The organism is Cesiribacter sp. SM1, from assembly GCF_020178975.1.
Classification (GTDB): domain Bacteria; phylum Bacteroidota; class Bacteroidia; order Cytophagales; family Cyclobacteriaceae; genus Cesiribacter.
Genome location: NZ_JAHXBU010000001.1, coordinates 18,286 through 42,261, shown reverse-complemented (window position 1 = coordinate 42,261; position 23,976 = coordinate 18,286). Strand labels below are relative to the sequence as shown.

General features: G+C 44.6%; 19 protein-coding genes and 1 pseudogene. 8 read left to right on the top strand and 12 right to left on the bottom strand.

What is annotated here, in order from left to right; translation table 11 throughout:
• The first annotated feature begins 41 nt into the window (after window positions 1–41).
• The 4 genes and pseudogenes from KWJ01_RS00205 to KWJ01_RS00190 form a co-directional block, all read left to right on the top strand.
• Window positions 42–1,526, top strand: coding sequence for a RagB/SusD family nutrient uptake outer membrane protein (locus KWJ01_RS00205; protein ID WP_224994249.1), 1,485 nt, complete (start codon window positions 42–44; stop codon window positions 1,524–1,526).
• 196 nt (window positions 1,527–1,722) lie between these two features.
• The gene (locus KWJ01_RS00200) at window positions 1,723–4,326 is read left to right on the top strand and encodes a cellulase family glycosylhydrolase (RefSeq protein WP_224994248.1); all 2,604 of its coding nucleotides are present in this window, start codon (window positions 1,723–1,725) and stop codon (window positions 4,324–4,326) included.
• A 79-nt stretch (window positions 4,327–4,405) separates the two neighbouring features.
• The gene (locus KWJ01_RS00195) at window positions 4,406–6,808 is read left to right on the top strand and encodes a glycoside hydrolase family 2 protein (RefSeq protein WP_224994247.1); all 2,403 of its coding nucleotides are present in this window, start codon (window positions 4,406–4,408) and stop codon (window positions 6,806–6,808) included.
• A 225-nt stretch (window positions 6,809–7,033) separates the two neighbouring features.
• Window positions 7,034–7,266, top strand: a pseudogene (locus tag KWJ01_RS00190) (sodium/glucose cotransporter); the annotation flags it as partial.
• A gap of 116 nt (window positions 7,267–7,382) precedes the next feature.
• Here the strand turns inward: KWJ01_RS00190 and KWJ01_RS00185 are convergent.
• The 6 genes from KWJ01_RS00185 to KWJ01_RS00160 form a co-directional block, all read right to left on the bottom strand.
• Window positions 7,383–8,234 (bottom strand): tyrosine-type recombinase/integrase, encoded by an 852-nt coding sequence (locus KWJ01_RS00185; protein WP_224994246.1) that lies wholly within the window; start codon window positions 8,232–8,234, stop codon window positions 7,383–7,385.
• Window positions 8,201–8,671 carry a hypothetical protein gene (locus KWJ01_RS00180; protein WP_224994244.1) on the bottom strand — a complete coding sequence of 157 codons (471 nt, stop codon included), beginning with the start codon at window positions 8,669–8,671 and terminating at the stop codon, window positions 8,201–8,203. Before KWJ01_RS00180 ends, KWJ01_RS00185 begins: the two co-directional genes overlap by 34 nt.
• A gap of 1,215 nt (window positions 8,672–9,886) precedes the next feature.
• Window positions 9,887–10,459 carry a PIN domain-containing protein gene (locus KWJ01_RS00175; RefSeq protein WP_224994243.1) on the bottom strand — a complete coding sequence of 191 codons (573 nt, stop codon included), beginning with the start codon at window positions 10,457–10,459 and terminating at the stop codon, window positions 9,887–9,889.
• A complete protein-coding gene (locus tag KWJ01_RS00170) occupies window positions 10,456–10,914 on the bottom strand; it encodes a helix-turn-helix domain-containing protein (RefSeq protein ID WP_224994242.1) in 459 nt (152 codons plus the stop codon). The genes KWJ01_RS00175 and KWJ01_RS00170 overlap by 4 nt, the downstream gene beginning before the upstream one ends.
• Before the next feature lie 423 nt (window positions 10,915–11,337).
• Complete coding sequence (locus KWJ01_RS00165) at window positions 11,338–12,009, bottom strand: transposase (RefSeq protein WP_224994241.1); 672 nt, start codon at window positions 12,007–12,009, stop codon at window positions 11,338–11,340.
• 54 nt (window positions 12,010–12,063) lie between these two features.
• Window positions 12,064–12,498, bottom strand: coding sequence for a helix-turn-helix domain-containing protein (locus tag KWJ01_RS00160; protein ID WP_224994240.1), 435 nt, complete (start codon window positions 12,496–12,498; stop codon window positions 12,064–12,066).
• 236 nt (window positions 12,499–12,734) lie between these two features.
• Here KWJ01_RS00160 and KWJ01_RS00155 point away from each other — a divergent pair, with 236 nt between their 5' ends.
• Entirely contained in the window at window positions 12,735–13,151 is a 417-nt protein-coding gene (locus KWJ01_RS00155) for a cyclase family protein (RefSeq protein ID WP_224994239.1), read from the top strand.
• 45 nt (window positions 13,152–13,196) lie between these two features.
• Window positions 13,197–13,352, top strand: a complete 156-nt coding sequence (locus tag KWJ01_RS00150; RefSeq protein WP_224994238.1) for a hypothetical protein — start codon at window positions 13,197–13,199, stop codon at window positions 13,350–13,352.
• A 223-nt stretch (window positions 13,353–13,575) separates the two neighbouring features.
• On the opposite strand, the gene KWJ01_RS00145 is transcribed toward KWJ01_RS00150, so the two are convergent.
• Window positions 13,576–14,691: an acyl-CoA desaturase gene (locus tag KWJ01_RS00145; RefSeq protein ID WP_224994237.1), complete on the bottom strand. Its 1,116-nt coding sequence runs from the start codon at window positions 14,689–14,691 to the stop codon at window positions 13,576–13,578.
• A gap of 485 nt (window positions 14,692–15,176) precedes the next feature.
• Window positions 15,177–16,463: a paraquat-inducible protein A gene (locus KWJ01_RS28160; protein ID WP_224994236.1), complete on the bottom strand. Its 1,287-nt coding sequence runs from the start codon at window positions 16,461–16,463 to the stop codon at window positions 15,177–15,179.
• Window positions 16,464–16,982: 519 nt separating this feature from the next.
• On the opposite strand from KWJ01_RS28160, the gene KWJ01_RS00135 reads away from it, so the two are divergent.
• The gene (locus tag KWJ01_RS00135; RefSeq protein WP_224994235.1) at window positions 16,983–17,405 is read left to right on the top strand and encodes a response regulator; all 423 of its coding nucleotides are present in this window, start codon (window positions 16,983–16,985) and stop codon (window positions 17,403–17,405) included.
• 42 nt (window positions 17,406–17,447) lie between these two features.
• Here the strand turns inward: KWJ01_RS00135 and KWJ01_RS00130 are convergent, their stop codons facing one another.
• Window positions 17,448–18,641 (bottom strand): PAS domain-containing sensor histidine kinase, encoded by a 1,194-nt coding sequence (locus KWJ01_RS00130; protein ID WP_224994234.1) that lies wholly within the window; start codon window positions 18,639–18,641, stop codon window positions 17,448–17,450.
• A gap of 398 nt (window positions 18,642–19,039) precedes the next feature.
• On the opposite strand from KWJ01_RS00130, the gene KWJ01_RS00125 reads away from it, so the two are divergent.
• Entirely contained in the window at window positions 19,040–19,438 is a 399-nt protein-coding gene (locus KWJ01_RS00125; RefSeq protein WP_224994233.1) for a PRC-barrel domain-containing protein, read from the top strand.
• Window positions 19,439–19,932: 494 nt separating this feature from the next.
• Here the strand turns inward: KWJ01_RS00125 and KWJ01_RS00120 are convergent, their stop codons facing one another.
• The 3 genes from KWJ01_RS00120 to KWJ01_RS00110 are packed head-to-tail and all read right to left on the bottom strand — an operon-like array spanning window position 19,933 to window position 23,702.
• Window positions 19,933–20,343, bottom strand: a complete 411-nt coding sequence (locus KWJ01_RS00120; protein ID WP_224994232.1) for a response regulator — start codon at window positions 20,341–20,343, stop codon at window positions 19,933–19,935.
• A 51-nt stretch (window positions 20,344–20,394) separates the two neighbouring features.
• Window positions 20,395–22,188: a PAS domain-containing sensor histidine kinase gene (locus KWJ01_RS00115; RefSeq protein ID WP_255650967.1), complete on the bottom strand. Its 1,794-nt coding sequence runs from the start codon at window positions 22,186–22,188 to the stop codon at window positions 20,395–20,397.
• Entirely contained in the window at window positions 22,128–23,702 is a 1,575-nt protein-coding gene (locus tag KWJ01_RS00110) for a PAS domain-containing protein (protein WP_224994231.1), read from the bottom strand. Before KWJ01_RS00110 ends, KWJ01_RS00115 begins: the two co-directional genes overlap by 61 nt.
• Window positions 23,703–23,976: the final 274 nt, after the last annotated feature.

Sequence of the window (23,976 nt, the reverse complement as noted above, 5' to 3'; positions counted from 1 at the left end):
TTGATCCCTATTACTACCTGAATGTTTAAAAGAATTAATCCATGAAAAAAATATTCATCCTTGCTCTTATGAGCTGCGGAATTCTTCTGGGGAGCTGTGAGGATAACTTTGATCCCACCATTACCGGAACCCTTGCTCCGGCAAACTTTCCTAAAACTGAAGCCGATTTTGAACTGTATACCCTGCAGGCCTATAAGCCTTTCGGCGCCAAATGGGGCTATGCCGATGTGGCCTGGCAAAACATGTTCCATGGCTACGAATACGGCCATGTAATCATGTTCGATCTGCCCACCGATCTTTTTATTCCCTTTACCGCCTGGGGGGGCTTCTTTGAATTTTTCAGCAAGGCCGATTTTGATTTTCTGAAAAACCAGGATAAAACCAGCCATTTTGAAAAGGTGCGTTACGTAACCCGCATGACTCAGATAATTGCTGATATTGAGGCTTCTTCACTGGAGGAAGAGGCAAAACAAAGGTTTATTGCCGAAGCCCGTATGGGCCGTGGCTTGACAATGTACTACCTGCTGCATATGTATGGACCGCTGCCCGTAATTATGGATCCTGCTGAAATTGGTACCGCCGCAGAGAGCGATCTGAGCAGACCAAACAGAGAAACCTTTGTAGGTTACATTGAAGACGATCTGACTTACGCCGCCGAGCACCTGGCGGTATCGCCGGAGCAGTACGGCCGTTTTAACAAGGGATTGGCGCTAGGTATCCTCATGCGCCTGCATCTGAACGAAAAGAACTGGGAATCCGCCAAGGCAGCAGGTCGCCAGCTACAGGGGCTGGGGTACAGCCTCTACAACGATTATGCAGGCCTATTCCGCGAAATCACTGAAAAGAATCTAGAAACGATTTGGGCAGTTAGTATAGATCCTGCTGCCACCGGTAACAACCTGCAAGGTGATTTTAATGCCTGGCCGCTGTACAACCTGCCTTCTGACTTTCAAGGCAAAAATGTAAATGGGGGATGGCCACCTATGGGAGTCTTTACTCCTAGCTGGGAATTCTATGATTCTTTCGATCCGGCCGATAAAAGAAGAGCGCTGATGGTCGAATCATATTTGGCCAAGGATGGTACCCAGAAAGACCGCAGCAACATGCCCGGGCCGGTACTGGCCAAATACCCCGACGAGAGCGGACCGGAATTCCAGGGCAACGATATACCGATTTTGCGCTTTGCCGATGTGCTCCTGATGCTGGCAGAGGCCATCAATAACACTGAAGGCCCTACTCAGGAAGCCATTGACCTGGTGAACGAAGTACGTAGCGTACATGGGGGCATAGCCGGATTGAGTGAATCCGAAACTGCAAGTCCGGAAGCCTTCAATGAAGCTATACTCCGCGAAAGAGCCTTTGACCTTTACTTTGAGGGCGTTCGTAAAATGGACCTGGTGCGACATGGTAAATGGGAGTCTGCCCTGCAGCAGGCAGGTAAAAATCCTGGCCCGGCGCTCTTTCCTGTTCCGCAGTATGCCATCGATGTGAGTGATGGTACGCTGAGTCAGACACAGGGGTATTAAGGTTTGATAAAGTTGTTGATTGGTTGGTTTATTGGGGTGGAGTTTGATAGGCCTCCGCCCCTTCTTTACGCTTTTGCGCTGCCTATCTATCAAATGTAACAGCTGGTTTGCCAGCCTATCCAAAATTTACGCAAAGAAGAAGCTCTGAAACCCTATTCTGCAATGCAGACAAGGAATTTCAGACATTAGAAAATCTATGATTTTAAAACTAAACATCAAGCGGAAGTGGTTTGCCACCAGCTTACTGGGAGCTATCCTCGTATGCAGCAGTTTTTTTACTTTTGCCCAAAACGGGGCTGACATATATGTAGATAGCAAGGGTGTTATGCGCTGGTCAGGAACAAAGGAAGAGGTGAAGGGATTTGGCGTAAACTACGCACTCCCTTTTGCCCATGCCTATCGTAGTCTGGCAAAAAAAGGTGTCTCACATGAAAAGGCCATTGATGAGGATGTGTATCACTTTGCGCGCCTGGGGCTCGATTTGTACCGGGTGCATGTATGGGATACTGAGATCAGCGACTCTGTTGGCAACCTGTTGCAAACAGAGCAGCTCCGCCTGTTTGATTATGCCATCAGCAAAATGAAAGAGCGGGACATGAAGTTTATCATTACCCCTATTGCTTACTGGGGAAATGGCTGGCCCGAACCCGATGAGCCTACTCCAGGTTTTTCCCATAAATATGGTAAAGGCCCGAGTCTTACGCATCCCGAGGCCATCAGGGCACAGGAAAACTACCTGTACCAGTTTCTGAACCATGTTAATCCTTACACCGGCCTGGCCTATAAAGATGATCCGGATGTTATTGCCTTTGAGATCAGCAACGAACCTCACCACGGGGGCACCGAGACCGAGGTAACAGCATTTATCAACCGCATGTCAGCATCTATGCGCCGCACAGGTACACAAAAACCGATATTCTACAACATGAGCCACAGTGTGCACCTGGCGAATGCCTACCTGAATGCCGATGTGCAGGGGGGCACCTTTCAGTGGTACCCAACTAACCTGATGGCTGGACATGCTTTGAAAGGCAACTTCCTGCCACATGTAGACGAGTACACCATTCCCTTTGCCGACAGTAGCCGGTTTAAGCAGATGGCTAAAATTGTTTATGAGTTCGATCCGGCAGATGTAAGTGGTTCCTATATGTATCCGGCCATGGTGCGCAGCTTTCGGGAGGCAGGGCTACAGCTGGCAGCTCACTTTGCCTACGACGCCATGGCTATGGCCCCGTACAATACTGAGTACGGCACCCATTACATGAACCTGCCCTTCGCACCGCAAAAAGCATTGAGCCTTAAGATAGCTTCAGAGGTGTTTCATCAGGTTCCACTCTACAAAGACTTTGGCAACTATCCGGTAAATACCACTTTTGGCAATTTCAGGGTAAGCCATGCCCAGGACCTGGCCGAGCTGGTATCGGAAGATAAATTCTTTTATACCAACCATACCACTGCTGTGCCACCGGCACCTAAAAAGCTGAAGGAAGTGGCCGGCTGGGGTAGTTCGGCTGTGGTGCAATACGAAGGCAGCGGCGCTTACTTTCTCGATAAACTGGATAGGGGGATATGGCGCCTGGAGGTAATGCCTGATGCAATTTGGGTGGCAGACCCGTACGGCAAAACAAGCCCCCGCAAAACTGTATCGGTGGTAAACTGGCGCTCCTGGCCCATCAGCATACGGTTGCCCGATCTGGGGACTGAATATGTAGTGGAGCCCCTGAATGAAGGCAACAGCCTGGAAGCACAGGCCAGAGGTGGTACCTTTAGAGTAAAACCTGGGGTTTACCTGCTCAAAGAGAAAGGGGTCAAGTCGCGGTGGAAGGGGAGCAGCCTCTGGAAAAACATTCGCCTGGAGGAGTTTGTGGCGCCAGCCACCAGCCTGGAGAAGGCCTATGTGCTGCATCAGCCACTTGCAGAAGTGAACACAGGAGATTCTGTGCTGATAGAAGCCGAGATCATAACAGCTGATGCCCCGGCTTCAGTAGCACTTTGGGTCAATGGTTCCGCTGGCAACAATGTGCTGGAGATGAAGAAGACCCGGGGCTACACCTATGTAGCGTCCATCCCTGCAGCACTTGTACACCGCGGATTCCTGAACTACCACATTGTGCTGAAAGATATAGAAGATTTCCAAACTTTCCCTGCGGGCTATAAAGGGCACCCCGGCGACTGGGACTTTCATGATGCACCTCCATATCAATTGCGGGTGGTTGAGAAAGCTTCGCCCCTCTATCTCTTTGATGCTGCCAGCGATACGGACAAGCTGATGCGGCCATGGGTGAGGGGCACCAGCCTGGTGCCTGCTCCGGAAATTGGAAACGCCTATTATTTCCTAAATCTGCAGGAAATTCCAGCCATTGACCCCCTAAGCAATGAGGGCAGGGAAGAAAGGGATTATTCCATGCGCTTCTACTTTGGAGACAGAGTGAAGGGACGGCAGGAGCAGCTGGAAGAAGCGCAGCAGCTGATCTTCAGGGGCATGGCTATGGGCAATCAAACACTGCCCATGCAGCTAGCCCTGGTGATGAAAGACGGATCGGCCTGGGGCGCTGTGCTAGAGGTAGCACCGCAGCTTGGCGATTATAAGCTTTCGCTGGAAGACCTAAAGCCTGTAAAGCTGATAAACCTTCCCCGGCCTTACCCGGGCTTTCTGCCCTATTACTTCGAAAACAAATCTGCCAAAGCACTGGACCTGAATGCCGTGGAGAGCCTGCAATTTTCTGTGGGGCCCGGCCTGACAGAAGATGCCCGCAAGCAAGCCTATACTTTGCTTATTGAAAGCGTGCGGCTTGAATAAACTTGCTACAGCATCTATTTGACTTACAGCCTATAACAAGATGATTATGTATATCCATAGAAACCTTCTCTTATGCGCAATGGCAGCACTCCTCTGCTATTGTAACCCTCCGATTGCAGAGACGGGCGATATAGCCAACCCGCAAGCAGCAGCCGCTGGTTCTACCATTTTATTCAACAAGGGTTGGGAATTTGTAAAAACAGCTGATACAGTGGTGAGCCCACAGTTGTTTAGCAAAACCAGCCAGGATACCAATGACTGGCAGCAGGTTTCTCTTCCGCACACCGCCCAGCTGGAGCCCCTGGTGATTACGGGTGAGCAATGGCAGGGAAATGCTTTTTACCGGAAATTCTTTACACTGCCCCCCTCACAGCAAGGCAAGCACATCGCCATTCTCCTGGAGGCTGCTATGCACGAAGCTGATGTGTACCTCAATGGAGCACCTATTTCCAGTCATGTGGGTGGCTACCTGCCCTTCGAAATAATCCTTACCGACCGGCTCAAGTGGGGCGAGGAAAATGTGCTCCTCATCCGGCTGAACAACGAGGACAACCCACATATTCCGCCCGGTAAACCCATGAAAGACCTGGATTTCAACTATTTCAGCGGCCTGTACCGCAATGCCTGGCTGGTTGTAAAGGATAAACTCCACATTCCTGATGCTGTATCGGCCAATCGTACCGCCGGGGGAGGCGTTCTGGTACATTACACGGACGTGAGCAAAGAAGCAGCGAACGTGCATGTGCAAACAGAGGTATTGAACAATTATGATGTACCAAAGTCAGCACAACTGCGGCTCACGTTGCTGGACACCGCCGGCAGGCAGGTAGCGCAATATCTCGCTGCAGAGCAGTCCGTTAACCAGAGGGACTATGGAACTTTTAAGCAGATACTGGCGGTGCAAAATCCGCAGCTGTGGTCACCTAAAAGTCCATATCTTTATACTCTTGCAGTAGAAGTACTGAATGGGGGGCAACCTGTTGATAGGGAAGAACTTAAGATTGGTATTCGCAGCATTCGTTTCACGGCCGATGCCTTTATCCTGAATGGAGAAGAGCTGAAAATCAGGGGTACTAATCGCCACCAGGAGTACCCCTACATTGGTTATGCGCTATCGGATGGTGCCCGTTACCGCGATGCCTGGAAAATTAAGGAAGCAGGCTTTAATTTCGTGCGCCTTTCGCACTACCCGCAGGCACCAGCCTTTCTGAGGGCCTGCGACGAGCTGGGGCTGCTGGTGATGGATGCCATTCCCGGCTGGCAGTTTTTTGGTGGAGAGGCGTTTCAGGCAAATGCCCTGCAGGATATACGCGACATGGTGCGCCGCGATCGGAACCATCCTTCGGTGATTCTGTGGGAGGCCTCGCTCAACGAATCCGGTATGGACAGGGCTTTTATGGAAAAAGCCCATGCAATTGTACATGAAGAACTTCCCTTCCCAGAGGTATACACCAGTGGGTGGCTGGATGAGGCCTTTGATGTTTTTATCCCGGCCCGGCAGCATGCCAAGCCACCTCACTACTGGAACCGGTACAACAAAAATAAACCATTGCTCATTGCAGAATATGGAGATTGGGAGTACTATGCCCAGAATGCTGGTTTTAATCAGAAGGCTTTTAACGACCTGAAGGAGGAAGAAAGAACCTCCAGGCAGTTGCGAGGCCATGGCGAAAAACGCCTGGCCCAGCAGGCCCTCAACTACCAGGAAGCCCTAAACTCCAATCTGCAGGGCAAGGCTGTAGGCGATGCCAACTGGCTGATGTTCGACTACAACCGCGGCTATGCTCCCGATATTGAGGCATCCGGTATCATGGACATCTTCCGCCTGCCCAAGTTTGCATATTACTTCTACAAGAGCCAGGCCGGGCCTGAACCAGATATGCGGGGTTTTGGCGGGCCCATTATCTTTATTGCCAATTACTGGACCACTGAATCTCCTACTGAAGTAGTGGTATACAGCAATACGGAAGAGGTAGCCCTGTACCTGAACGATCAGCTGGTGGCACGCCAAAAGCCAGACCGGAATGCTTTTTCCACTCATTTGCCTCATCCGCCCTTTACCTTTAGTGTCTCTGCATTCGTGCCTGGTAGTCTAAAAGCAGTGGGTTACCTGCAGGGGCAGAAGGTTGTAGAAACAGTTGCTACCACACCTGCTAAGCCACATGCCATCAGCCTGCGCTACGACCGCAGCGGCAAGGACTTGGAAGCAGGCACCAATGATGTGGTGTTTGTCTATGCCTCTGTTGTAGATAGAGCAGGAACCGTGGTGCCGGAGGCGACCAATGTCATTCGTTTTGCCGTGGAAGCTGGCGATGGTAAATTGATTGGTCTTAATCCAATGCCGGCAGAAGCGGGTATTGCCACCATTTTACTGAAGGCAGGTAAAAAAGAGGGCGATATCAGGATCAATGCTACGGCACCGGGCTTGGCACTTGCAAGCTTCAGCATACCCGTTTCCACCGAAGGCAAACCTAAGTTGTAGCACAACCGGCAGTGCTCCCGATATAGGGCTGTGCAAGCAGGAAGACTTTCATCAAGTCTTCCTGCTTGCATACTGCTGAGCGCGCTAGTCTAAAGGCGTGCGCCGGTATAGTGATGCCAATGAGCCTGCCTTCCAATAAATTTTTATAAGTAATAAAATATCAGTTGACGCATCTTGACAATGTTGCTGCAGCGTTCAGGTGCGCAAGTTGAATTTTAAATCGAGATGGTATTTTCAACCGTAGACATTGTAATATTTGTTCTCTACTGCCTGCTCATTATAGATACTGGTATCTGGGTGAGCCGCGAAGAGGAAGGCCAAAAAAATGCTAGTGACTACTTCCTGGCGTCCATTTCGCTACCCTGGTGGGCTAAAGGTACCTCACTGATTGCCTCTAATATCTCGGCCGAGCAGTTTGTATGTCGGGCTCGGGCTATGCGATAGAGCTGGGCATTTCATGTACAGCGCCAGCAGATCACATGTCACTCTCCCTTTAAACGATTAAGCTTGAAAACTAATCACAGCATACCTGGTGGTCGTCACCAGAATACATTCTGTTCAATAGCAGGTATTATCAAATACTGGTCCTTGTCCTCCACTGCTTTTCCTCCTGTTTCCTGGTGTAAAAGAGGGTGGTTTCATAGGAGCTGTGCCCTAGCTGCAGCTGGACCTGTGTATTGCTAAAGCCTTTATTCAGCATGATCTGGGCTGCCGTGTGGCGCAGGCTATGCGCAGAGAGCAACCTGGTTTTCAGTCCTGCTGATGCCAAGCATCTGTTTACCAGCTTACGGATCTGCCAGGTTTTCAGCTCCCCAAACAGGAGCCCCCTGGGCTGTTCTTCCCCGATGTATGCCTTCAGCGAAGCATGGCAGTTTTCAAAGAGCATGATGTAGCTCTTGCTGTGCCGCCCCTTCCGTCTTACCTGCAGCACATGCTTTCTGAAGTCCAGGTCCTCTACATATAAACGGGTGACTTCCACGGTACGAAGGCCGCAGAAAGCCATCAGCTCCAGCACAGCCTGCTCCCTGCTGTTTTCAGCCTGCCGCAGCAGGAGATCCCGCTCTCCTTCATCAAGGGCATCTTTGTAGAAGCGCTTTTCCTGCTGTAAACCTTTGACCAGCAGGCAGCTCTCTACCTGCTTTAACTGTTCTTCTGTAAACTGATAGGGAGAAGAGAGCAGGTGGTGCTCCTCCAGAATCCATTTGGCCATCACCCTGACCGCCGACAGGTAGCAGTTGATGGTGAAGGCGGAAAACTCTTTTTCTACAGAAATGCCTCCTTCTTGTTTCGGCAGCCGGCCCGTCAGCATATCCCGGACAAAGGCATCCAGCGTACGCCCGTCAAATGATCCGCCCGTCATATCCATATAGTCGAAGAACCTGTTGAGGCCCGTCAGGTAGGTCTGGTGGGAGAGCTCACCGCGCAAGTTTTTTTTTGCCCTATATAATATAGTATAAGCGCATGCCGGGAAGACTGCTGGTGGTCCTCCCGCTGGCTGGGCACCACCCGTTCAAGTTGCAGCAACTGGGCAAAAGCCAGAAAGTTTCTTACCCCGAAGACCACGTTTCCCTTTTTGTCAGCGGTGTATAGGTTTACACTCATGGGGTCAATACTGCAATCCTGCTCCAGGCACCACTCCAGGTAGGCGCGCGCAATGCGCAGGTACTTACAAGGCGTTTTGGCTTCCTGGCGCTGCTTCTGGCGCCAGCCCGTGTAGAGCTTAATGGCTTTGCCAAGGGTGAGTACATGGGTCGCTGCTTTGGCCGGGCCCAGGGAATCTATTGGGTTGTGTAGCCGGGGCAGCTGTGATCCTTCTGCTGCGGGGAGTCCATCAAGGATTTGTTCATCGGGGGCTGTGTGCATGGGGAGATCCTGAATTTTCAGGTTGAAGCTAGCAAAATAATTCCCAGTTCATAAATTACTAGTTTGTGAATTATGGGAATTATTTTGTCGGACAATAGTGGGGCTGAATATTAAGAACTGCAGGAAAAATGGAAGCAGTATTGCCAATAGCTCTCCTGGAGTAAAAAATTGTGTTCAATCTGCTTACCTTACCTGATCTCCCCCCGATTTCTCTACTTTATAACGGTCCGATTTATTGGGGGGAGGTCAAGTTCTCTCTGCATTTTCAGAGGGCGTTTTTATGACTTGTTGCGCTGAAACATTAATGCCAGTGCTGATCAGCAGAAAAAAGAAGATCCCCTTAAATGGCTGAAACCATAGGCTACAGCCAAAACACTGCTGAGGTTCATTTATTTTTTTATGAAAAATTGACGAACAAGCTGCATGATCAAAAATATTAGGGTTAGTCAGAATAGCTGAATATAATCGATAAACTGCTTATGTGAAAACGAAGGAAGTAAGATAGCTCATTAGAAAATCGATTAATAAAGCATGAATCTATTTCCAGGCCAAAGCATAAAAAGTAGAAGCTATCTCCTTACATAAGGATCTTATGTAATTGGAGATTGATTTTTTACTATGAAGTTGATGGATAAGCAGTGGGAGAAGATAAAGGATTTGATTCCTGATGGCCCTAAGAGATCAGAAGGTAAAGTCAGGCCTTGGAGAGACAAATGAGAAGAGCTAAAGGGTGTGCTTTGGGTCTCAAAGACTGGAGTTCAATGGAGCCATTTACCAGCTATTATCCTTCGTACCAAACTTGCCACCGCAGTGGCTGGATGCCCCCGGTGGACCGCAGGAGATTTAAGCGGTGACAAAAACAGGGAGTGATGCAGAAGTTAGTTGAGACTCTGGCAAGAGACCTTCATGAAAAAGGCGGTGACTGGCCGTCCGCATGGACCTGAGCGAGTGTTTTATTGATGGCTCATTGACTAGCCGTCCGCCAGCATGGCCAAAAAGGGCGTCTCTTGGCAAGACTAAACGGGGAAAAGGGACCAAGACCATGGCAGTCTCAATTTCCACCACAATTATGGTTATTTACACCATAAAATAGTACAATTTACTTTCCGATACAGAATGTATCATATATTCATAATGCGCTGTTTTGCAGCATTTTGTAATACCTATGTGCTTGTTGAGGCACAAACAGGGTACACAAACAACAGTTCCAGAACTTTATCCTCCTAATGACTTCAGCTTCTTAACTGTTTCAATTAGCCCCGAATTTTCCAGTTTAATTAAAACCTGTGCGGTGGTTAGAGGTGGATTTTTTAGAAAAGAAACCTGCCGCTGAAAAGCGCTTAGGCATCGGTCCGGATTTAAATCAATAAGACTGGAAATGAAATGATCGGGGTGTTGCGGTTCAACATCAAATTGCTGAAGATAGGTAGCCGGAAAATCTTTCAGGTTTGAAGTGACAATAACATCTGCATTGCACCGAATGGCTGCTGCAAGGACATGCCGGTCATCTTTATCTGGTAATTGGAGAGATGGAATTAGAACTTCGTAGTTCCTAATATTTGAATCCGGAAAGGCTTTATTCATTTCATCAATAGCTTTTTGTAGCTGTTCCTGTTTTAGGTCCGGCCTATTCTTCAGGAGGTTTCTTTTCCACTCATCCTGAATAATATCAGTCCATTTAGGCTCGTAGAGTTCAGAACTGGCAATGTGTAGGAGTAAATCACGGATTGGGGCAGGGTAGAGGACACAGGCATCCAGAACCGCAGTAAACTTAGGAGAATGTATCATTCATACCCAAGGTTTAAATCCTGAGCCTGCTTTGCCAAAAATTCCAGGCTCTTGCTCCGCTGGTTCTTCATGGCTGCATCATATTTCATTAAATCTTCCAAAAGAATTCTTCGGTGGCTGCCAACCTTCCTAAATGGAATTTCGCCTTTCTCTAATAGTTTTACAATGTGGGGACGGGAAACATTCAGCATGTCAGCTGCCTGCTGAGTGCTCACTTCAGAGTCGGAAGGAATAAGGGAAACAGATTTCCCTTCTGCCATATTGGAAAGAATATAGAAAAGAAAGTCAAGGGCTTTTTTGGGAACCTCCACGAATTTATCATCTTCCTGAATTTTAATTCTGGCAACCTCAGTGCCTCCTTTTGAAAGGTTATTTACGCTCCTGGTCAGCGTGAAAAGGGATTCATTAGCAACTTTTTGGTCCTGAAGAGTAGTTCTTTGTATTAATGCTTCCATGGCTGTATTATTTTAATCAAATATATTAAACGAAATAAACGAAACAAAAGTTTTTTTAATTGATACTGGGAATCGATCATCTTGTGGTGTGGCCTTTTCCGCTCAATTACTTCATGTTAATATTCGGGGGAAGCATTCTGAAGATATCGGTCACTTCTAATATTAGAGGACAAGTCCCATGATGTAGTCCTATATATAAAGATCTTCTTTTAGTGTATCGCCAAATAATACAATTTATTTACCGATACACAATGTAATATAATTTTATAATGTATTGTATATCAACTTAATAATTATTTATATTGAAGCATGAGGTACAAATGGGGTACAAAATTTATCCATAGATTTGCGGTAGATCCATTACCAACCTTCATAAATTTCACTGCTTATAATATTATGAAAAGTAACTAGTGTTTCTCCAATTTAATTACTATAAATGCTATTTTCTTGGTTTACAGATTGATACTGTCGTGATAGTTTTTCTCTTGCGGTGTCAACGGTAAAGCTCCAGTGGATCTTTACATTTCGTTCATTTCGCTTTTTACTCCAAGCTAGGACTTCATTTTGCAGTTTATCTATTGTGTCAATTCTTCTATCTAAACACTCTCTGGCTAAACACTCTCTGGCCAATGAGGAAAATTCTATTTCTGCCATATTAAGCCAGGAGCCGTGTTTTGGAGTAAAGTGGAAGTTGACTTTTTTAGCAAGACCTCTGGCTTCTTCTGCGGGTAGATGCTCGTAAAAAGAGCCATAGCTGTGAGTGTTAAGATTATCCTGCACCAGTTCTACTTGCTCTACATGAGCATAGTGCTCTGTGATTAGCCAGTGCATAAACTGAGCATAATCTTTTTTGGTACGTTGTTTTCTCACCTGAACATATCGCTGTCCAGTATCCATATCATAAGCTAAGAGCACTACTGCTGTACCTTTACGTTCACATTCATAATCTTCTCTTCTAGGTTTTCCTTTCTTCATTGGCAGGGGAGCAATGACTTCATCGAGCAACTGGCAGGGTCTTTCACGGTTCACCGCCGCGATCAAAGCAGATTCTTGCCTTTCCTTGCCAGGGCCCCTGAGCATATAAATCCAGAACATCCTCCATGTTGGCCAGGTACTGACCATCTATGGTACCAATGCACCATTGCTGCTTTAGCCAAGGCTTAAGCCTGCTTTTTTTAAAATCAGCCGCACAGATTCATCATGTACCTGATAGCCCATCTCCACTATCTTTTCGTTAATGAGAGATACTGTCCAGCGAGAGGTTCCTTCAGGAGCATCGCTGCAGGCTATAGAAGTTACAGCTGCTTCTACCTGGGGAGTAACTTTCCGTGGTTGTCCAGGACGGGGCTTTTCTTCCAGTGCATTTAGTTTGCCCTTAACATAGCTGTGATGAATATTATACACTGTAGCCATGCTTACACCTGTATCTTCTGCTATAGTACCATATTCCTTGCCTTGGTGCATCTTCAGTAATATCTGCGCTCGCCTAATCTTGCGAGAGGAATGCTTCCCTTTGCTTATTAGCTCATTAAGCTCCCTTTGCTCAGCTGTACTTAACTCTATCTTTTCTAATAGCTTACCCATCTTGCCTCCTTTTTTAGGAAAAGGCAAAACCTCACACTTTAGTTCTAATATCTATTTTGGAGAAACACTAGCTGTTTTTTGGGGAGAGGCCATAAATTTTCTTTTGTTATACTACCATGCAGTAAAATAGAAAAGCAGGCAAAATGAATTTATAGGGTTTGTGAGTAAACATCACCTGTGCAGTATGGGTGGCTAAACTTTCACGGATCCGAAAAGACTTAAACAAACGAAACCTAATGGAAAAGCAATTAAAGTCAAAACAAAAATATACCTGGCTGGAAGTAAGTCAGGTGCTCAGGCAAGGAATGATACAAAAGCTGGCACAAAATGAAGGTGCCCGTTATGGTACTCAGCTCCTGTCACCGCGTTTACTATTAAGCAATGCTAAGGGTATTACTGATTTCCCTATCAAGCTTTTAACAGGCAGGGTATTAGTTGCCAATATTCCTAAAGAAATAAATAGAGAGTCTCTTGAAGCACTGGAAGAGCGGTTTGGTGGGATTGAAACAGGAGCAAGGGTACTACTGAGAACAAACCATTCAGAAAAAGGAGCTCGTTTTTCAGTTGATACTGCAGACTGGCTGGCAGAAAAAGGGGTATCGCTGGTGGGCGCCGAAGCAGGTGCCATTAGCGGAGGCAATGAGGAACAGTAAGTATATCACTCCTTTTTTAGCAGAGGCATTTGGTTGATAGAGGGCATGGATCTCAGCGCTGTGGAAGAAGGATATTACAAAATGATTTGCTGTCCTCTGAACATTGAAAATGCTGTTTCTTCTCCTGCCAGAGTAATGCTGAAACGCATCAAAAATATTATGCTGATTAAAGGATTTCAGCAGATGGCCAGCCGCTTATAATGGATAGTTTTCACCGCATTTAATAAATAATCTGCTGAAAAGACTATTCAAACACTTGTGCGTGAGTACGATAAATAAGAGCATCAGCACCTATCGTAACAAACAGTGTAATATACCGATTGACGTACATGAATGGCAATAAAAAAGAGATTCCGGCAGTAATCAACACTGCCGGAATCTCTTTTATTAGGACAATACAGTGCCCTAGCTATTGAAGTCTATATTAAGCCTGCAACGCCAGCATACGTTTTTTAGCATGATAGGCATCTTTACCCATCTTTCTTAGGGTTCGGTAATGCGACTGCAGTGCAGAAAAGAAACTTGAACACTCCAGGTAAGGAAGGTTAAATTCTTTAGCCGTTTGTTTTACTATTTCTGAAATGGCCGGGTAATGTACGTGACATACCTTTGGAAAAAGGTGATGTTCAATCTGTCGGTTAAGCCCACCCAGCAGAAAGCTTGCCACTGCACTTTTAGGTGCAAAATTGGCCGTTGTTCTCATTTGATGCTCAGCCCAGGCTTCCTCTACATTACCCTCTTCATTGGGCACTGGAAAATCTGTACCCTCTACCACATGTGCCAACTGAAAGACAAGGCCTATTACAAAACCTTCGGCCATGTGCATGAGTAGAAAACCAATCAATACCTGCCACCAGCTAAAGGGCAATAGTAGTATAGGTAAGCCAATAAACAGGAAGTAATACAGAAACTTAAAGAAAAAAAGGTTGAAGTACTCTTTCCGAGGATGCTTTGCCTGATGCTGACCAATCTGTTTCTGAAAGAACTTTATATAGTCTTTGCGCAACACCCAGGAAAGCGAGGCAAATCCATAGAGTAAGAAAGCGTAAAAATGCTGGTAACGCTGTATCTTATTTACCTTTTCACTTTCGTCCAAACGGATCAGTCCAGGAGCTATTTCAATATCCTCATCATGACCGGGTATGTTGGTATAGGTATGGTGCACCACATTATGTGATATATCCCACAGATAAGGGTTTGCACCAATAAGGTGGAAAATTGTACTTAGGCCTCTATTCAACCTGGCATTTTTAGTAAAAGAACCATGAATGGCATCGTGGCATACATTAAAACCGATAAAGGCTGCAAATACCCCTAGCAACATAGCCATGCCCAAGATCGCCCAGCTACCAAAGAAACCAGAGATAATCAGGCCGTAGAGTGAGAAATAGGCCAGTAGGTTAACCCCTGTTTTGACCCACATCAGACTATTGGCATGTTTGGAAATTCCCTGTTCTTTAAAATAGGAATCAACCCTTTTACGCACTGTTGCGAAGAAAGCTGATTGGTCTTTATTTATAAATTTTAACTTCTGTCTCATGTTTGTCGTGTGTTTTCGGCTGAGGTGAATAATTACCGGAATACTTCTTGTTGATTTTGAAATTCCAGGGCCTCAGTCACTGTAATAACACGAATCAGGAAGGAAATAAAGTACCACCAGAGTCCTTGTACAAGTATTGAAGAGAGGGTAGGGTACTACTACCTTGACGATAAAGTGGGCTTCCTTGCAGTGAGTATCAAACTAAGCCCACGGATGTTAATGATTTATTTCATTTTCAGTTCAGCATGAAACAGCAGCCTGTAACCTGCTTTATTATAATAATAAATTTGCTTCTGTTTTTGCAATGCCTTGAACGGTACGCCAGCATGGTGGCTTACCCCATAACTGTCAACTATCAGTCTAAACTTGCTTCTGCTGTTTATATAACAACGCCTGTGTCTCTGAAAGAGTTCTTCTAAAAGAGGTGCTTACCCTGAAACGCTCCAGTGCCTGTATGTATATGTAATCGGATAGTGGATATTGGACTATAGGAGTGTACCAACAGGGGCTACTACTTTTTGAGTACTTGCTGTTATCTTCTGAAGGATCAGGGATAAGAGCAGACTAAATAAAACAAAGGCGATAAAGAGTATATACCCTGGCTGCAGCGAAGTTTTATTAGTAGATATACTAATTAGCGATTCGGTTTCTACATTTAGAATAGATAACTGGTTATCAAGGATTCCCTGAAAGCCTATATAAGCCATAAAAACAGCGATTACGTATACATCGGCCATACTCCATTTGCCAGATTTAAAAGCAAAAAAGCTCAACACCTTATTTTTCCTGGTCCGCTCACCGCCGGCAAGGTAAATTTGGGTAGAAAGCAGCTTAGCAAGCGGAAAGACTACACTGAACACCAGGATTAGAATTCCAACCAATACAGAATCCACCTGTCGGGTCTCTAAAAGAATTATAACGACATCTATGATGCTTTTACTCTGGAAGAATATCACTTGATCATTAAAAGCTATTTTTTCTCCTACCAGCAAAAAGCTTACTTCCTGAAAACGGGCATCAATCTCTATCATCGGCGCTGTAATGCCTGCAGCAAGGATCACCAGTGCCAGTATAACAGATATCATAAAGAGGGATTTTTGCACTGCCTTTTGATTCCTTAGAATCAGCCAAAGGAGCAAGAATGCCAGGATTACGGCCAGTATAATGTAGGTATAGAAGTAGGTTGTAGCCTGTAGGCCCTGGAGCTGCTTCGCTATTTTCTGGTTGAAATCTGCCAGGCTGGCTGCCCCGTATTTACTGTACAGTGAATCTACAAGCAGGGCTTCGGGTGCGTCAGCATGAGTTAGATCGCTGTATTCCCCTATCTTGCTGCTGACAAGTTCTTTTAGGGCCTCCTTGTTCTCTGGCTTTAGAATTTCTTTTACGATGGTTTCAGAAAACACCGGCACCATTTCACGGATACTTTCTTCTTTTACCAGCGCCCTCACCACAAACTTCTTTAGCTTGCCTTTAACGGTCTTTTGTTTCAGATTTACAAGGCTATCTGCTTTATCAATACCGGCATTCAAAAGTCCGCCCACCTGAAGTTTTAAGACCTCTTCCTGTTCAGGGGTAAATTCAAAGTCGCTGATTCGCTTCATGGCAATGTTCGTCAGGTGATCACGCCAGGTGTTGACCGAGAGAAGCCCATAGGTAATGCTGTTGACTTCACTGTAATCCTTTTTTATTGCTGCTCGCCTGCTGGAATGAGTATATACCTGAAAGCTACTCCAGCCAGCAATGAGCAGTAAGGCGCCAGCAAAAAGTATCACGAGGATGCGTTGAAGAATATGTGGCATATAAAGGCTGTTAATCAGTAAGCTATGTTTATTAAGAACGGTAAATAGTGGCTTTTCAACTGATAATTAACAGCCGGGAAATGCCTGAAAAGAGAAAATAATGGAGATGAATTAGAGAGGAGCTTCTGCCTTTTCCCAGGTCATTTTATAAACAGCTTGTAAAAGGGAACTGTAAATTTGTTATGCTGCCTGGGCTATCCTTTTGTTAAACGTTTTAAAACTGCAAACAAACGCAATTCGCTGTTATTCTTTTGATTAATTAACTGAAAGCCTATCAGAAGGGTAAATGATACCCGTGTAAAGCCTGGATGTAAAGAAGCTGTGAGTAATAGGCTCCTTCCAAAATCCTTGTGGAGCAGGCCCCACGCAGGTTGGCTGACGTATACCAATAAATAAAAGAAACTATTTAAGTTTATGTGGTCAGTTATTAGCGGGTGTTATACGTATAATTAAATTTCCTACATCTACAATTGTTGGAGAGGCAGTATAGCCATGAGTATACTCAAGAAAATTCTAATCATAGACGATGATGAAACTACCTGCTATCTTAACAAGATATTCCTGGAGGAAATGCAGGTAACAGAAGATGTGGAATGCTTGCTTAATGCTGATGAAGCCTTCACCTATTTAAAGAATCTTTGTTCAGGCGGCTCCTATGACGAGAGCGGGCCTGATCTGATCCTTTTAGATATTAATATGCCCATCATGAATGGCTTTGAGCTGCTTGAAAAAGTAAAGCAGCTTGAAAGAGTAGGGGAGTTATGTGCTCAGCGCATTATTATGTATACTTCATCAATACATCCTAGGGATGTAGAAAGAGCCAATAAACTCGGTGTGCTGGCCTATGTACAAAAGCCTTTGACTGAGCATAAGCTGAAGAGTGTAATGGAGGCCTATCACAAACAGGCTTCTTAGCATAAGCTTAAAAGGTAACCTGTTATCAAGGAACCATTCTAATCAATACAAAGGGATACGCACACAAAAGGTAGTACCTGAATTCTCAGTGCTTACAAACCAGATTTTTCCTTCATGCATATCTATGATTCGTTTTGCGATGAAGAGTCCCAGGCCTGTGGTTTGTTCTCCCTGGGTACCCTTTCGCTTAGCTTTTGTAAACTTATTAAAGATGGAAGCCTGTATAGATTCAGGAATGCCAATGCCTTGGTCCTCAACCTGCAAAAGCATATGCTCCTCTTCCTCCTTTACAGATACTATTACCTGGCCAGCGGATTTTGTGAATTTTATGGCATTAGATACTAGATTTTCTACTACCCGCGACAGCTTTTCTCTATCAACATGTGCAAACACTACAGGCTCTGGCGATCTCTGTACAAGCACAAGGTTTTTCTTTTGTGCTGCTGCACCAAGTTGCTCAACAATGGTATTGGCAATTTCGACCACATTAACAGTTGACTTCTGCAAAGATCCGTCTTCCAGCTCCAGTTCGCCAATTAACAGCAGGTCATTGATGATAACTTCATTTCGCCTGCAGGTTTTATCAAGCAGCGACAGGTGTAGCAAAGCTTTGTCTGCTTCCTGTGCTTCTATGTTACTTCTGATAATGCCACTTAATAGCTGTATAGTGTTTAACGGGCTTTTTAAATCATGGGCCACTGTATTCATGACCAGCTCCTGTGCCTCATACAGCCTTTTGGCTCTGTTCTCTAAAATTTTTCTTTCGGTGATATCTTCTAGTATGGTATAGCCTAGCGTTCGTTCATCGTCTTCGAAAAGAATGGAGGTAACATGGCACCAAACGATCGATTTATCTTTCCTCACCAGGCAGGTATCCAGTGAAAAGGAGGGGATCTTTTCCTCCCATAGCTTTACCTGAAGCGCATGCCAGTGCTGAACGAAATCGGGATGTGCAAACTCAATTACCCTCCTGTTGATTAGAGCGTTTTTATCAGCATAACCCAACAATGCAATAAAAGCATCATTGACTTCAAGAATTTTTAAATCAGGGCCTAAGATTTTATTTCCTAATTGCGACTGCTCAAATATTGTTTTAAACCGGATTTGGCTTTGCGTATGTTTCTCTTCCAGAACTTTATTTTTCTCAACTAACGCTTTACAGGAGGAGATTTCCTTTTTTAACTTCTGAATTTCTAATTCTAACTGTCTTTCCCTATCGGGATTGCTTGCTTCCATAGCCAGAGTATACCTTGTTCTGATAAAAGGTGCTGTTCCCTTTCACAATTTAAGACACATAGTTAGTATTAAAAATTTGCATTGAAACAATAAAGGAGAATGCGTTCTTCCTTTACTTTTTTAGCCACTGCTGTAAAGGGTTATAAGATCACTGCTTAATGAGAGTTTGGCGCTCGAAGACGGACAATTATCGCATAATAGGTCAATATATAATTATAATGATGTGGGATTTATGTAACTCATATCAAAGATTATGTAATGAAAGAGACTTGTAATCAGACTACATTTAAACATTAGTAATGCTTGTTAGGTGTTGATTAAAATATTGACTATCTGAATATCTTCGGTTTCAGGCTTATTAAATTGAGGGTGAAATTTTTGAAATTAATTACAACATTATGAACGGATACGATAATAACAACAGCATTTTCAGGCCTGAGCAGGATTTGAATAATATACAACTGAATACTTTCGGGATGTATCGCATGAGTGCTGGGCTGAGTGACGTTTATTCAACAACCGGCCAAAAAATAGGGGAAATAAAATCTGTAGTCACAAACTCAGAAACAAGAATAATAGACTATGTTGTTTTTCAGTTTGACCGCATTTTTGGGTTAGGTGAAAAAAATTATTTTCTTCCATGGGGTAAATTTAATACAGAAAATCCCAGTAACGTTACTTTCCTGCCAGTTGGTCTTGAAACGCTTACTGATGCCCCTTTTTATCATCAAAACCATTGGCCTGATGATATCGGGCTGTACCTAAAAGATGTGAACGAATATTGGGACAGAAATTAGTTTTAATAAAATTGTAAGCTTCCTTGAAAATAGAGCTAAGCTTTTAAAGGATTGCCAGAAACTTCAAACTTGTTTTAATCAACCAATTGCTGAAAAATCCAAGTTAGTTAACTATTCATCATTAGAAATTACTCACCGAAAAATAGGAGAGTGACAACTCAAAGCTAGATTTCTCCTATATGAACTGGCAGCTTTCAGAAGAATCTTTTAGGGCTTAAAAAAATGACCTCCTGATGCCGAAATGGCTTTTTTGCGCTATAGGCACGGTTCAAACCCTGCCACCAGTTGACAATCTTTTCTCAAAAACAAACTCTGAATTGTTATATATGAATAAATAAATAAATATTATAACTATTTACCGATACAGAATGTAATAATCTTACATAAGCAGCTGTATAATAGCACTTTAATTGGTATTTAATATGCTTGAGGTACAAATGAGGTACAAAATTTATACATAAAATCAAGGCAGATCCGCTAATTCAATTCTTGATTTAGCCAATCTCCTCATTGAAGTACAGCCGTAGGAGATCCTGTACCTTTTTTTCAGTAAGAGGCTTATTAATAACGCCTTTGATGGGTGATTTTTGAAGTCGCTCTACATCTCCCGGATTTTCTGATGTGGTAAGAACCACAATCACCACGGCCTGCTTCTGGTCAAATTCAAGCTCTTCATAGGCTTTTAGAAATTCCAAACCATCCATTTCAGGCATGTTAAGGTCCAACAGGATCAGTTGTGGGCAGTCACCATCTCTCCATTGCAGCTTTATCAACTGGAGTGCTTCCCAACCATTAGTAGCAATCAGCACCTGCTCAGTCACCTGTAGGTCTTCCAGCAGCAATTGATTTATAAAGTTTGTTGTATCATCATCATCCACTAATAGGATGCAGCTAAGCTTATTCATTGAACAGGGTAATTTGTGTAGGTAGAAGGTTGGGTAAATAAGGAAAGGGCATTAACATTTAAAGTAAACATGGAAAGTAGTTCCTTCTCCAAGTTGGCTTTCCACTTCAATTCTCCCTCCGGCATTCTCTACCATCTTCTTGATCATATAAAGACCGATGCCGGTGCCCTCTACATGGGAATGGAAGCGTTTGAACATGGTAAAGAGCTGGTCGATACGGCTTGGTTCCATGCCCAGGCCATTATCTTTCACCGAGAGCACATTATAGTCAGAAATACTTTTGCAAGTGATTTGCACCCGTGGCACCCGCTCTGGTGCACGATACTTAATTGCGTTAGAGAGCAGGTTGTATACCACTGATCGCAGGTTTTTCTCCGAGAAGTGAATACAAGGGCAGTCAGCTACATCTACTTCTATTTCAGCACCCGCGCTTTGTATTAACTGCTCCAGATCCAGTCGTACATCCTTAATCACCTCCGAAAGCTCTACCATTACCGCCTCCCCGTTATTTTCCTTCTGGAGTTTTACTACCTCCGTGAGGTTAGCAATGGTCTTTTTGAAGCGTTCCACCGACTCCTGCATCATAGAAGTGATGCGCTTGGGGCGCTCCAGAGATAAACTTTCCGGGGGGAGCGTTCTAAGCAAAGCATTAAGAAGCGCTTCAATGTTGGAGATAGGTGCTTTTAAGTCATGTGAAGCTGTATAGATGAAGTTATCCAGATCGTTATTGATCCTGACTAATTGTGCGTTTTTTTCTTTTATCTCTTCTTCTGATTGTTTGCGATGAGAGATATCTCTTGCTACTGCAAACAGGTAAGGTTTCTCGCCAATGGTCAACCCAACCGCGTTAACCTCTACGGGGAAAATGTGCCCTTCCTTAGTTTTATGCTGGGTTTCAAATTGTAGAATACTTTCTTTTTGTGCCTTTGCGAAGAGTTGTAAAAAAGCTTTTTGATTCAAGATAGGATCTACATCAGGTACCCGTAAGTGCTGAATTTCTTCTTCACTATACCCCCATGCCCATAAAGCTTTTTTATTGAGGTAGGCAAAAGATCCATCTTCCTGCATAAGAACAAATAAATCATGGGCCTGGTCGGCCATGAATTTAAACCGCTTCAGCTCTTTCTGACTTTCTTCTATCTTTTTACGGACTTCTACCTGTTCTGTAACATCAACGGCTGCATGTATAAGACCTGTAACCTTGCCCTCTTCCAGAAGGGGTGTATAAGAAATATTTAAGTAGTGCTGCTTCAGCTTATCTCCTTGCCTAAGGGTAACAGGCACTTCATTTCCAGTATAAGCCTCACCTGTTTCCAGAACATCCTGGTAAGTCTTCACCACTGCCTGGCCTTTGATCTCTGGCATTACCTCAATTACCTTCTTTCCGATCACCTCCCCTTTATGTTCCCTCCCTATAGTGCGTAGCATTGGAGGGTTCATATCTTCAAACACATGATCATTGCCACGGGTAAGGGCAATGGCTACCGGTATTTGTTCAATCATGCTGCGGTAGCGGGATTCGCTTTCTTTCACTCTTTGCTGGGCAAGTATCAATTCTGTATTATCTGCACCGGAATTGATAATGCCATACACTTCATCAGCATCATTAAAAAGAGGCGTGAAACTATAGTTATAGTAAAACGTTTGCGGCCTTCCATTTATAAGCAGGTATAGCGGATTGTTTCTGCTATGATAAGGAATACCTGTCTCAAATACCCGATCTAAGTGTTCGAACACTGCCTGATTCTCCAGCTCAGGCAACACATCTCTGTATCGTTTACCAATCACATCCGGACCTTTAGTCCAGCTATCCTGAATAGCCTTATTGGCAAATTGTATGCGCATTTCTTTTCCAAAGAAAACACCAATGGGGAAAGGAGAGCTTTCAATAATGGAACGCAGCTGTTGCTCGCTTTCTTCTGTTTTTTGCGGGCTAGTACATAGTCGGTAACCTCGTGAGCAAACACTATAATGCCATTCACTTCCCCCTGTTGATTGCGGCGAGCCTGGCAAGTGAAGGTCCAGTAAATCTCCTCTAGTGGTGCCCCTTCATATCGAACCAGCATTAGGAGCAGCTCATTAGCAACAAGGGTCTCACCGGTAGTAAAAACATGATCCAGCATAGCTGGAATCTGGGTTTCTGATAATTCAGGCAGTGCCTCCAGCAGTGTTTTTCCTAAAAGCTCCCTTCCCGGAAAGATTTGCTGATAGGCCGGATTAACGAGTTCATAAACCATCTCCTCTCCATCAAGAATAACAATGGGAGCCGGAGCATTCATAAAAAGATCGTGTAATACTTTTCGTTGGCGTTCCGTTTCCTGCTGGGCAAGCTTTAGCTCTTTAGTTCTTCCATGAACCCGTTCCTCCAGCTCAGTATTAAGTTTTTCTAGTGCTTTCGTTGCCCAGGCCAATTCTTCATTTGTAGCTCTGAGCTCTTCGTTGAGAGCCGCTAGTTCTTCATTAAGTTTTTGCTCCTTTTTGAAACTCTGCTCAAGCTGCTGACGCGCCAGTACCTGCTGAGTAACCTCAGCGGCAACAGTTAAAATACCTATTTTTGCACCATTCCGGTCTTTAAGGGCCAGGTAAGAAAAGTTGAAATATTTGGTTTCCAGCTTACCGTTTGTCAGCAGCTGCGCAGCCTGCTCTCTTCCATGATAGGGTATGCCTGAACGCAGTACGTTTTGAAGCAAGGCATCAAAACCCTGTCCCCTTAGTTCAGGAATTGCGACCAGCAGTGGCTTACCAAGGGTCTGTTCGGCGCTATGTCCCCACATATCACAGATCATAGCGTTTGCCGAAGTGATCACCAAATCCTCTCCCTGGAATAGACTAATCCCAACAGGAGCTTGTTCGAGCAACATCTTTAGCAAGTTATGCTGCTGTTCAAGTTTCTCCCTGTCTTGTTGTTGCTGCTCTTCAAGTATTTCAATCCTGGCTTTACGTTCTACCTGCTGGGTTACATCGTTTACCTTTTGAATAATGTACAGCACGTTTTTTTGCTTATCGAGAACAGGCGTATGTATTGGCTGCCAGTATTTCTTTTCAAATCCTTCCTTTGTATCAGGTTTGGGAACGTCATATCGCTGCAGTGCCATCTTGTCTGGCTTTCCAGTAGCTAATACCTTCTTCAAAGAATCATACACATTGGAAACAGCATTTGCCTGGTGTGTATTAGGATTATCAGGAAAGGCATCAAATATAAACTTGCCTACTATTTCCTCCCGAAGAGTGAATGTAGCTTCCAGGTATGCATCACTGGCAGTGAGAATGTGTAGTTCAGGTGAGAGAATCAAATAAAGGTCAGGAACAGTTTCAAATATCTTGAGCTGATCGTCATTGATGCTTATCTTCCTGGACATGAGGTATTGGATTGGCTAATTGAGTAATATAGAGCTTTTCAAGCTAATTCTTAATAACCATTACATGAATCATAGGTTCAGATTAGCTACTTGCCTGTAGATGTTTCACTAGGGGAAAAGATTTAGATGTGCCGACTCACAAAAAAATAGGAGAGGAGTAACCCAAAGGCAGATTTCTCCAACATAAACAGGAAGCTTCCAGTGGAATTTTTTTTATGATAGAATGCAGTCAGCTTCCGCACTCCTAGCTTTTAGACTTTCACACCCTGTAAGT